General features: G+C 57.5%; 10 protein-coding genes and 1 pseudogene. 9 read left to right on the top strand and 2 right to left on the bottom strand.

What is annotated here, in order from left to right; all coding sequences use genetic code 11:
* Positions 1–221 (top strand): annotated as a pseudogene (locus tag EIC84_RS24895) (4-hydroxy-2-oxovalerate aldolase); the annotation flags it as partial.
* Positions 222–303: 82 nt separating this feature from the next.
* Entirely contained in the window at positions 304–1,191 is an 888-nt protein-coding gene (locus EIC84_RS24890; protein ID WP_003070004.1) for a transporter, read from the top strand.
* 229 nt (positions 1,192–1,420) lie between these two features.
* Here the strand turns inward: EIC84_RS24890 and EIC84_RS24885 are convergent, their stop codons facing one another.
* Positions 1,421–1,927 carry a GNAT family N-acetyltransferase gene (locus tag EIC84_RS24885; RefSeq protein ID WP_034363247.1) on the bottom strand — a complete coding sequence of 169 codons (507 nt, stop codon included), beginning with the start codon at positions 1,925–1,927 and terminating at the stop codon, positions 1,421–1,423.
* An 87-nt stretch (positions 1,928–2,014) separates the two neighbouring features.
* Between EIC84_RS24885 and EIC84_RS24880 the strand changes: the two genes are divergently transcribed.
* Positions 2,015–2,938 (top strand): LysR family transcriptional regulator, encoded by a 924-nt coding sequence (locus tag EIC84_RS24880; RefSeq protein WP_003070008.1) that lies wholly within the window; start codon positions 2,015–2,017, stop codon positions 2,936–2,938.
* A gap of 229 nt (positions 2,939–3,167) precedes the next feature.
* Here the strand turns inward: EIC84_RS24880 and EIC84_RS24875 are convergent, their stop codons facing one another.
* Positions 3,168–3,920 (bottom strand): GntR family transcriptional regulator, encoded by a 753-nt coding sequence (locus EIC84_RS24875; protein WP_003070010.1) that lies wholly within the window; start codon positions 3,918–3,920, stop codon positions 3,168–3,170.
* A 342-nt stretch (positions 3,921–4,262) separates the two neighbouring features.
* Here EIC84_RS24875 and EIC84_RS24870 point away from each other — a divergent pair, with 342 nt between their 5' ends.
* From EIC84_RS24870 to EIC84_RS24835, 6 genes are all read left to right on the top strand, one after another.
* On the top strand, positions 4,263–5,243 hold the full coding sequence (locus EIC84_RS24870) for a tripartite tricarboxylate transporter substrate binding protein (protein ID WP_003070015.1): 981 nt from the start codon (positions 4,263–4,265) through the stop codon (positions 5,241–5,243).
* Between the two features lie 27 nt (positions 5,244–5,270).
* A complete protein-coding gene (locus EIC84_RS24865; RefSeq protein ID WP_085960387.1) occupies positions 5,271–6,467 on the top strand; it encodes an amidohydrolase family protein in 1,197 nt (398 codons plus the stop codon).
* A gap of 940 nt (positions 6,468–7,407) precedes the next feature.
* Positions 7,408–8,106 carry a hypothetical protein gene (locus EIC84_RS24850; protein ID WP_003070020.1) on the top strand — a complete coding sequence of 233 codons (699 nt, stop codon included), beginning with the start codon at positions 7,408–7,410 and terminating at the stop codon, positions 8,104–8,106.
* A 283-nt stretch (positions 8,107–8,389) separates the two neighbouring features.
* Entirely contained in the window at positions 8,390–8,845 is a 456-nt protein-coding gene (locus tag EIC84_RS24845) for a hypothetical protein (RefSeq protein ID WP_003070023.1), read from the top strand.
* Between the two features lie 506 nt (positions 8,846–9,351).
* A complete protein-coding gene (locus EIC84_RS24840) occupies positions 9,352–9,792 on the top strand; it encodes a hypothetical protein (RefSeq protein WP_003070025.1) in 441 nt (146 codons plus the stop codon).
* A 456-nt stretch (positions 9,793–10,248) separates the two neighbouring features.
* Positions 10,249–10,785, top strand: a complete 537-nt coding sequence (locus EIC84_RS24835) for an AAA family ATPase (RefSeq protein WP_003070027.1) — start codon at positions 10,249–10,251, stop codon at positions 10,783–10,785.
* The last annotated feature ends 48 nt before the right edge of the window (positions 10,786–10,833 follow it).

Here is a 10,833-nt window from a genome sequence, read left to right as displayed (position 1 = left end):
ACCGTCCGGTGCGCGTGGACCGCGAGACGCTGGCACTGGGTTACGCAGGCGTTTACAGCTCGTTCCTGCGTCACGCTGAAGTGGCTGCCGCCAAATACGGACTCAAGGCCGTGGATATCTTGGTGGAGCTGGGCAAGCGCCGCATGGTCGGGGGGCAGGAAGACATGATTGTTGACGTCGCCTTGGACTTGCTCAGAACGCGCCAAGCAACAGCAAGCTGATTTCCGCGCCCTTCCTGCTGGCCGCCACATTAACCACCTATCCACACAAGAAAGAACGAATCACGTTCTAAAAGGAGACATCATGGATAAAGCAATTCACCTTCTGATCTGCGCTTCTGTATTTGCAGCAGCGAGTGCGCACGCAGCTGAAGGGGGAGGATCTGTCTACCCCAACGGGGCGGAGAACTTTGTGGCGGGAGCGCTTCCCCCACCAGGACTCTACGGGATCGCCTTCGTGAACCATTACGAAGCCAACCGGCTCAATGACTTCTCCGGAAAGCAGATAGGCATTCCTGGATTCAAGATTCGAGCCACAGCGATCACTCCTCGTGTCATCTGGGTTCCAGGAGTTTCGGTACTGGGCGGTGATCTCGTCGCACACATGCTTGCGCCGCTGGTGGAGGTTGAAGCCAAGATGGGCGGCCAGTCTCAAAAGAAAAGCGGGCTCGGTGACATCACGATGGGCCTTGGCGTGGGTCATCACTATGGGCCCAACCTGCACACAATCCTTGGGCTGGACGTCACGCTTCCAACCGGAAGCTATCGGAATGGAGATCTTGCAAACCTGGGCAGAAACTACTCTGCCTTGGAGCCAGTTCTGGCTGTTTCATATCTCAACAGCCAAGGCTTCAACGGTGACCTCCGCATGGGATACCTCATCAACAGTGTGAACAAGGCGACTGATTACCGATCGGGGCAAGAATTCCACCTGGATTATGCAGCTGGATGGGGGCTGGGAAATGGCTGGGTACTTGGTCTGGGCGGCTATTACCGAAAGCAGACCAAACTGGATAAGCAAATGGGCATTGAGTTGCCCAACAGCAAAACCAGTGGGATGGCCATCGGACCGAGCATCAAATATGACAGCGGGCGCGGTTGGTTTCTAACCGCCAAATGGCAGTTCGAAAAGAACATGAAAAATAGCGCTCAAGGCAACGCGCTATGGCTTAGAGCTGCATTCCCTCTCTGATCCAGAGCCGCCGCAAGGATGCTCATGGCTTGTACTCATATCGTCGCAACGCAAACTTGCACACTTGGCGCCAATGTGAGACCGAACCCATCATCCAAGCGGACGCCTCATGGCACCGCTGAACTTAGCTGCAAGCTGACCGTCTTCATCGAGTCGATCAGCGACAGTCCTGGATCGCCAGAAGAAACAGTCGTTGACCGCGGCCTTGAGCCATCGAAGTTGGTGCAGTTCACAGGGCCATGACCATTTCGTGCCAGGCCATGCCACCGTGGTCTGACTCCGAAAGACACTGGTACTGGAATCCCAGGCGAGAGTACAGCCCCACATGCCGCTCCTTGCACATCAGGTGGATGGTTCTCTTGTCCTCGGCGCGCATCTGCTCGACAAAGGTATGCATCATGGTGGTGGCGTAGCCGCGGCCTTGGAAAGCCGGATCGATCACCACGGACATGATGACCACGTTAGGTGCGGCAGCGTCATGCCCGACCAGCTCCTTGAACTCCTCATCAGACATGCGCACCTCGTAGGCGCAGCCACTGTTGATGAAGCCAATGATCTGTCCATCGTGTTCCATGATCAGAAAGCCAAGCGGATATTCACGAATACGTTTGGTGATCTTGGCAAGCGTGGCTGCTTCATCACCCTCGTAGGCACCGGCTTCGATGGCATAGCAGCGATCGGCGTCTTCTGGTTGGGCATGGCGGAACGTGAGATCTGGTGTCGTGGTGGAGGTCATTTCAAGGCTCATCAATCATCAATTTCATGATGCTAATTGGAATAAGTAATGCATGTACTGCATTGTTTTCATTGCATACTGCATGTTATGCACTCTGCTTTGCGCCGCCTCGATCTCAATCTACTGCTGGTCTTTGAAGCCCTGTTTCGCCACCGCAGTGTCGTTGCGGCAGCCGATGAGCTGGCCATCAGCCCTTCGGCGTGCAGCCATGCCCTGGCCCGACTGCGGGAGGCATTGGGTGACGAGCTGTTTTTTCGCACAGGCAGCAGCATGCAACCCACACCACGAGCCACCGAGATGGCGGAGGGAATTGCGCTGGCACTGCATACGCTTTCGGATCAGCTGGGCGACCCTGCAGCCTTCGCTCCTGGCAGCAGCACTCAGTCATTCACTTTCGCTGCGACCGACTTCACCACCTTTGCTTTGATGCCTGCGTTGATCTCCAGGATCGAGCACGAGGCTCCTCATGTGCGCCTGCGCGTGGTCCATTCGCGTCATCGGGATGCCTACAGCGACCTGGTGCAAGAAGGAGCCCATTTCGTCATGGGTTTTTCGGACGAATTCAGCCCCGTGCAAGAAGGCGTGGAGGTCTTGCAAGGACATACCGATGCCTATGTCGTCGTTGCACGCAAAGGTCATCCTCGCATCGGCAAGAGGCTCTCCATGGCGCAATATCTGGCGGAACGCCATGTCGTCGTGAAACCCTGGCAGGAAGAGAAAGGCGTCATAGACTCCGCTTTGAGCAAGGGCGGGTGGACTCGCGAGATTGCGATAGAGCTGCCCAGCGTCATGGCCGCGCCTTTTATCGTGGCGAATTCAGATTTACTCATCACCCTGCCCCGCCTGGCGGCACTGCAGTTGGAGGCATCGGCAGCGATTGCGATCTTCAAAGCACCTTTTGAGGTGCCGTCATACACCCTGAACGTGTATTTTCAGCACCGGCATCTGAACAGTCCATGGCATCGCTGGATGCGCGCTCGTCTCGAGAGCGTATTGCGCCCAAAAGGGTGACTAAAGCGTGTGAGCGATTGACCGTTTTTGGGTCGAAAGCTGCTCTAGATTTCTGGCGGCTCTCGGCCAGAAGCAGACGTCCGAAATTTTTCCGCTGCCGACTGCTTCAGGCTGAGAGCCGTCATCAAGTTTTGGCCGCTCAATGACTGCTGATATCGATACCTGACAGACTTTCGTAACCTTGATGCCTGCGTTGTAGACCTCAACGATTTGCCTGAACTCTTCTCTGCTAGTACCCAGATGTGCCTGAACTACCCGCCAGCAAGGCCACCAAATCAACCTCGCGCTCGACCTCCGCACCATCGATCACCCGCTGCTCCAGCTCATCCAGGTGGGTCATGGCCACGGCCAACGCTTTATCGAGTGCACCACTCAGCAAGGCGTTGATGATCTCCTGGTGCTCACGGGGGGCACATGCGGTCGCAGCCACGCTGTCGAACAAGGCTTTGTACAACTCAGTAGTGGCCACCAAGCGCTGTATGTAAGACAGCAACTCATCGCTGCCCGCCATTTGCGCCAGCACCAGATGGAACTCACCGGCCAGCCGAATAGAGTCTGCTCGGCGCCCTTCCTCCAGCGCCTGGTGTTCCGCCTGCACATGGCGCTGCAGCACCTCTGTCTGCGCGCTGCTCAACTGGCCGCACAGGCTGGTGACCAGACCGGCCTCGACAATGCGCCGTGCACGGTAGATGCTGCGCATTTCCTCAACCGTCGGGTTGGGCACAAAGGCACCACGGTTGTGCTCCAGGATCAGTCGCTTTTCAGCCCCTAAGCGCGCGAACACCTTGCGTACGGCACCACGGGTGCAGTCCAGCGCCTCGGCAAGCGCTCGCTCGCGCAAAGGCGTGCCGGGCCGCAGCTTGCCGCTCAGCAGCGCCCGCGAGATTGCCTCATAGACGCGCTCGTCCACGCTGCCTATGCCGTCGGCTACAGGCTCTTCGCTGGGGACATTGGGAGCAAGGCGGCGGGAGGAAGCGGACATGGGCAACACAAAGACAACAAGCGTGAAATCTTAGCGGCAAGGGCACCCTGCATTGAAGTCAGGCGGCTAGTCACCGCCAAGCATCAGGGTTTACGCGCAATACCTGCATAAATAGTTGTCAGATCCTAAATCTTGGTTAACCAAAATATAGAATTTGGTTAACCATTTTATGATCAGCCCTGGAAGAAGGAGAGATATGCCATGAAACCTGTTTATTGCAGTGTTGCCCAGACCTTTGACACCCTGGTCTTCATCGTCGTCGCTCTCATCAGTGGATGTTCTTCGTCGCCCGCCAGGCATATGTCGGTCTGAGGCATTTTTCTGTTCTCTAGAAAGTTATCCATGGGGCAATTTCCCGCTTTTCCTCTCAAAGCCCTGGCGGCCCTGTCGCTAGCTGCAACATCTGTCTTAGCCCACGCCGCATGGCCTGACCGCCCCATCTCCCTGGTGGTGGGTTTCACCGCCGGTGGATCGGCCGACACTCTGGCGCGCACGATCGCCGAGCCGCTATCCCGCCGCCTGGGCGTGCCGGTGATTGTGGACAACGTGGCCGGCGCTGGCGGCACCATCGCCACCCAGCGTGTGGTGCGTGCCAAACCAGACGGCAACACCATCATCCTGGCATCCAACAGCGAAATCGTGCTGGCCCGCCACTTCAATAACGCCATTGCCTACGATGGCACCAAGGATCTGCGCCCGGTCACGCTGGTAGGTGTCATGCCCATGGTGCTGGTCGCCGGTCCCAAGGTGCCAGTCACCTCGATCGAGGCCATGCTCGCGCGCGCCAAGACCCAGGCTGGTGCTGACACCTTCGCGTCCTCCGGCATTGGCACGGCCTTGCACATTGCCGGTGAAATGCTGAACCAGCAGGCCAAGGTGTCGATACAGCACGTCCCCTACAAGGGCGCAGTACCCATGCTGACCGACATCATCGGCGGCAATGTGGATTACGGCTACTTCATGGTGCCTTCGGTGCTGGGTTTCCTCAAAGAGGGCAAGGTCAAGCCATTGGGCACCACCTCGAAGACCAACTGCGAAGTCCTGAATGGCATCCCCGCCATGTCGGCGAGCAAGGCCCTGCCCAACTATGACTTCGGCGTATGGACCGGCATCTTCGCCCCCAAGGGGGTGGCGGACACTGTGGTGACGCGTCTGAACACCGAGATCAATGCAGTGATGCGCGAACCCCAAGTCATCAAAATGCTCGACCAGGCATGCATTGGCCAATCGGGCGGTACGCCCGCTGATTTCGCCAAGCTGATCCTGTCAGACGCCCAGAAGATGCGCCAGATCGCAACGCCCGAAATCGGCGCCGTGCGATAGGCGCCATCACCACAGGAAACATTCAACGTGAGCACTTCCAGCCTTTTACTGCAGAACGTTCGCCCCATGGGCAAGCCAGCCTGCGACCTGTTAATCGAGCACGGCCGTATCGCGGCCATGGGCACCTCTCTGAATACACCCGAGGGTACTGAGCACATCGATGGCTTGGGTCAGTTGCTACTGCCCGGCCTGATCGAATCCCACACCCACCTGGACAAGACACTCTGGGGCCAAGACTGGTACGTCAACGAGGTGGGCAACCAGTTGGTCGACAAGATCAACAACGAGCGTGCCTACCGTTCCCAGGCCCAGCACGACAGTGCGAGCCAGTCGCTGCGCATGGCACGCGAGTTTCTCGCGTTGGGCACCACGCGCATCCGCAGTCACGCCGACGTGGATACGGAAATTGGCACCAAGCATGTGGCTGGCCTGCTGCAGACCCGCGCAGACATGGCGCCCTGGCAAGACATTCAGGTGGTGGCTTTCCCGCAATCGGGCCTGCTGCAGCGCAAAGGCACGGCACAGTTGCTAGATGAATCCCTGGCCATGGGGGCCGACGTGCTGGGCGGTCTGGACCCCTGTGCCATCGACCTGGACCCTGCTCAGTCGCTGAACGTGCTGTTCGAGATCGCCGAGCGCCATAACAAGCCGCTCGACATCCACCTGCACGAACCCGGTGACATGGGAGCTTTCTCGCTCAAGCTGATTTTGGACCGCACCGAAGCCCACGGCCTGCAGAACAAGGTGGTTATCAGCCACGGCTTCTGCCTGGGCGATGTGAGTGATACCCAGTGCAGCGCGCTGCTGGCACGCATGGCCAAGTTGGGAGTCTCGCTGGTCACCAGTGCGCCGCCTTCGCGCATCGTGCCGCCACTGGGCGCTTGCCAGCGCGCTGGCGTACTGATGGCCGGCGGCAACGACGGCATCCGCGACACCTGGTCGCCCTATGGCCGCCCTGACATGCTGGAACGCGCCATGTTCATTGGCATGCGTTACAACTTGCGCCGCGACGATGAAGTGGAACAAGCCCTGCACTGCGTCACCCATGCAGGTGCCGCAGTCTGTGGCTTTGCCGACTATGGCCTCACACCGGGAAGCCGAGCCGATCTGGTGCTAGTGCCCGCCCAGACGCCCGCCCACGCCGTAGCCGCCCGCCCCGTTCGCTCACTGGTCATCGCCAACGGCCAGATCGTGGCGCGCGAGGGCAAATTGCTGCTGGAGTAACCGCAATAAGAAGCTCAGTACCCACTGACGAACTTCTGTGGAGCCTGCATTCAAACAGCAAACTGTGAAGTGTAGCGAGCGCTCGAGTTCACAACCACTCATGGATCACTCGCCGTTAAAACCCTCGTCGGTGCCGTTTTACCAAGGCTTGCGGCGAATGGTCAATCGCCCGATCGAGCTGTGAGTGCTTCACGCCTCGCGCCGGCTGGTCAGCACTAAAGTGGCCGCCTTTGTCGATTACATGTGCATCGTCTTTCCACACTGCACTTTGGTGGAGGCCCCATTAACTGTTCCCAAAGGACACCCACTCGCAGAAAAGCAAGACATAGGGCCGGTCGATCTTTTGCGGCAACGATGGATTGGCGTGAGGCACAAGGAAAGTGCACTGCGGCACGACACCGCCGACTTCCAGCTGAAACCCGTCGCTGGGCCGGATCGAACCTCGGTGCTCGGATGACCGCTATGTGGCTGTGACCGAAAACTCACGATGAGGCCATGAGCGGCAGCAATCGCTGCAAAGCCGACCCAGGAGTCAGAAGTCGGCTTCAGGCCGGCTACAGCCGCTGAGATTTGGCAAGTCTGTGGCCGCTACCTCAGATACCAGACGTTGGCCTGCTACCTGGCCAGACGTCCGCTGTGCGCCTCAAACCGGAAACTGGCTGGACGCAGTGCACAAGACAATTGAACGACAGCTCTCGTGAACTGCGAACTGGTGCTGCCGACCCAGAGGAGACAGTCACCCTTCAACCGCAAAGCGGTCCATCGCTTGCCCAAGCCCATGGCATTCAGTGATGCTGACGGTTCCGTTAAATGGAAAACATGGGCGACGGTAACGGCCAAAACTATCCATAGATGCTGCCGGTCTTGGGATACTGTTGTTCTAGGGCTTGTTGTGTTTGCACTCCGCCATTCGGCCTAATTCAGGCTTTAAGATGAACTCATGGCATTTGATATTTACGCAGGAACTTTCGTTCGCTTCCATACCAGAGAATGGGAAAACGTCATTCAAGCTCAAGCTCGAATGGACGGCAATGAATACAGGATGATTTATGCAGGGGAAGATCAAGGCCCTCCTCGCAAAGAAGATGTTCTAGCGGCTGTAGATGCATGGAAAAGCGGCATCAATGCCGCACTCGCACCACATGGCCTAGGCCCTATCGAGTGGTCCGAAGAAGACACTCAACCGTACTATACAAACCGTCCATCTTGGGAAGGCTACTCGGCCATTCAACAGTGGGCAGCTCATTTGGAGAGGCCGAACCTCTCCGTCCCCTATCTTCTTCCTGAAAGCTACGCGAGTGGAACAGCCATGGCAAGCATCCTAGAAGACGATAAAAACCTCCATTTCAGATCCATTCTTCAAGGTGGTGTCTGGCTTCCTGGTGATTTCGAGTTCCTCTTTAAGTTTCCTGCGCTCACGGATGGTGAAATCATGATTGGTTCAACGGGTCGACTTCTTCGAGAACTCAACGAGCTCAAAGGTCGACCTCTGATATGGGATGAAGAGCTCTCTCTCCCTGTCGATAGAAAGAAGGATTCGATTGCCTTTCAAGAGGCCGCTGAATGGGCATTGCCAATCTTCACAAGTGTTATCGAGCGTGGACATGCTGCAAAAGTCCCCTTCATTCTGTCTTTCTAGAGATGCACTCTAACAATTCATTCGGGTTTCTCGCAGATCGGCCTTTGAACATTTCTGAACCTGAATACCTTTCAATGCTCACCAGGAGTTTGAAAACGTCTGGCAACAAGTGAGGGCATTTAGCGAATGCGCCTAAGTAACAGAAGAGCATCTGCTCCCAGCCGAACTGGTCATTCAACGCGGACGCCACGGCAGGCCATGCCTTCGGCATTCTCATGGCCTGCCGCGGTATCCTCCGCACTTCGTGCTCCGGCGCCGGTTAACTAGGGCGTTAGACCTTGCAATGACTCTCTCAGAACTCGAAGACGGACTGCGATCAGCTCAGCTGTTCTCGGCGTGTGGCCAATTCCGCAGTGAGCCGGGCGCTATACGGCTCCAGTTGGCTATTGGCTGGGATTGGCTGCCAACCAGTCGCGACCAGCCAGACCCTATTTACGGCCTTAAGCAGCTAGATCAACTAGATGCAGCCGGCCTCGGACCCGAGCGCCGGGCTGCCGAGATGTCTCTTGTAAAAGCCGTATTGGCGGGGCAGCGATCAGTCGAAAGCTATCCGGTGCTTATCGAGGGCCCTGATGACTACGCACAAGCTGCTCTTGCCGGCGCTCAATTCGCCGCACGCATGGCGGCCCGCGAGCTACTGCTAGAGCAGCCCGGCTTCTGGGTCAAGGTGGTGACGCTTTACATCGCCGGGTTCTGGCCATGCGGCATTCTTCCAAATCAAGATTTGGTTATTTACTAGGCCAGATCTAACAATTCATTCAAGCCGAAGCCGCTTTGCGGCTCGGCTTGAATGAGGCGTTGAATGTCTGCTTCTTGATTTCATCAGTGGCGGCTCATGGCCGAAGCCGGGCCTAGCTGCTGGTGAGCGCAGCACCGCAAAGCTGAGCTTCGGGGCTGCATCTTGAGCGTCCGGTTCAGGACAGGCAGTCAACGAGTGCGGGCCGTCGTCAGTCGGCCAGGAGCAGCCGTTCGCGAAGGCTGCTTGGCCGACTGCTTCAAGCTGAGAGCCTACGTAGGGGTTTCAACACTGAATGTCGGCGGCGATCAACCGCTGAACTTGATGGACTCTGGCTGCAATCTCCAAGAATCGACATTCAAGGATTTCCGCAGCCCTTGTCGGAGACCACTCCGACCCGAGCCCTTGACGACGATTCACTGTGCCTTCAGGCAAAATCCAGATGATCGGGGCAAGCCTGGCGTCAGGTCTGCCAGGAAGCCCACCTTTTGAAGAATGGAACAACATCAATGGCACTGACGAAGAAGGGCGATTTCATGTACGGGACGACGTCCGGCGACACCCAAGCCGAGCTGCGCAGCTACAGCGTTGCGAATCGCCATGAGGCCGTCCGGTTTGCCTCGTCCAAATGCAATTGCGGATGCCGGACTTTTGCGCTGCAGACCGATGAAGAAGCCGGCGTGGCAATCCGCACCTGCAGCGACTGCGGGCAGAAGCACCTGATGGGCGACAGCGCGGACTACGTTGATGAGGCCGCCCCCGAGGCGCACGAGTGCGTGTGCGAGAACGAGGTGTTTGAGCTGGTGTCCGGCGTCTCCGTGTACGAGGGCACACATGACGTGCGCTGGTACTACATCGCTTGCCACTGCGTGGAATGCAATCTGGTTGGGGTCTTCGCAGACTGGAAGTGTGAAGCGGGTGATGCGGCGGCCTTCCTCGCCAAGGTATGAGCGCGCGCGCCGCAGAGATCCTGCTCGCAGGCTCGAGGGGCCGAGGTGTGTCATGAGGTGGTTGGTGGACTTTGCTGTATCAATGACGGCAATCGCTGCAAAGCGCTCCTCGACTGTCAAATCTTGAAATGCCGCATTAGATCGTTCCAAGACACTCACCCACCAGCCAGAAGCAGTCGCCAGACTAGAACCCAGCCGGAAACAGTGAGCGATTTGCAGCAGCCACAGCCTGGCCAGCAGCGACATCGCTGCGTGATTCGCGTACATTGAAATTCATCGTTTCCCTCACCTATGGTCAGCATGGCTGGCAGTCATTGAGAGCAGCTAACAACCCTTGATACGTCGTTGCGCCGCCTTGTCGTACTTCTGCACAGCCCTCGCCTTCGCGTCTCGTCTCAAGCGCAAGCCTTCGGTTTGTCGGGCCGTGTTAACCGATCTTGGCAACACAGGACTCAGATGCGCTATCTAGTGATCGGCACCAGTGGCTCGGGCAAATCCACCTTTGCAAAAAAACTGGCGCGCAAGATCCAGGCCTCATATATCGAACTGGATTCGCACTACTGGGGGCCAGACTGGCAAGCGGTGCCACCCGAGCAGTTCAGGCATTCAGTTGTTGAAGCTACTCAGGGAGCATGCTGGGTAGCCGACGGGAACTACAGTGCTGTTCGAGACCTGCTTTGGTCACGAGCTACACATGTCGTTTGGCTCAACTACGGTCGCTTCACCGTATTTTCTCGCCTGCTCCGGCGCACTCTTGGCCATGGCATCACCCGTAAGCGTCTGTCGCACGGGAACCGGGAGTCACTGCGGATGGCGTTTTTCTCGAAAGACTCAGTACTTCTCTGGTCGCTATCCACCTATGCAAAAAACCAGTCAAAGTTCGCCGCTCTGCGCGAGCATGGCGAGTTCGCGCATCTGCAATGGATTGAATTTTCCGAGCCTTCAGAGGCCTCGACATTCCTCAAGGCGATCGCGACCTCACAGGAGCTCTGACACGGGTTCATCTCCACTGCCCTGCTTCAGCCCGGCATTTCAATGACC

The sequence above is a fragment of the Comamonas sp. A23 genome (assembly GCF_004522605.1).
Lineage (GTDB): Bacteria > Pseudomonadota > Gammaproteobacteria > Burkholderiales > Burkholderiaceae_C > Comamonas > Comamonas thiooxydans.
The sequence above is the reverse complement of the archived record's forward strand: the minus strand, read 5'-3'. Positions and strand labels throughout refer to the sequence as shown.

Excerpts from the sequence above, each read along its gene's own strand:
- EIC84_RS24880 (WP_003070008.1), top strand. The coding sequence starts at position 2,015 with ATGCACTCTGCTTTGCGCCGCCTCGATCTCAATCTACTGCTGGTCTTT.
- EIC84_RS24850 (WP_003070020.1), top strand. The coding sequence starts at position 7,408 with ATGGCATTTGATATTTACGCAGGAACTTTCGTTCGCTTCCATACCAGA.
- EIC84_RS24875 (WP_003070010.1), bottom strand. The coding sequence starts at position 3,920 with ATGTCCGCTTCCTCCCGCCGCCTTGCTCCCAATGTCCCCAGCGAAGAG.
- EIC84_RS24890 (WP_003070004.1), top strand. The coding sequence starts at position 304 with ATGGATAAAGCAATTCACCTTCTGATCTGCGCTTCTGTATTTGCAGCA.
- EIC84_RS24845 (WP_003070023.1), top strand. The coding sequence starts at position 8,390 with ATGACTCTCTCAGAACTCGAAGACGGACTGCGATCAGCTCAGCTGTTC.
- EIC84_RS24870 (WP_003070015.1), top strand. The coding sequence starts at position 4,263 with ATGGGGCAATTTCCCGCTTTTCCTCTCAAAGCCCTGGCGGCCCTGTCG.
- EIC84_RS24885 (WP_034363247.1), bottom strand. The coding sequence starts at position 1,927 with ATGACCTCCACCACGACACCAGATCTCACGTTCCGCCATGCCCAACCA.
- EIC84_RS24840 (WP_003070025.1), top strand. The coding sequence starts at position 9,352 with ATGGCACTGACGAAGAAGGGCGATTTCATGTACGGGACGACGTCCGGC.
- EIC84_RS24835 (WP_003070027.1), top strand. The coding sequence starts at position 10,249 with ATGCGCTATCTAGTGATCGGCACCAGTGGCTCGGGCAAATCCACCTTT.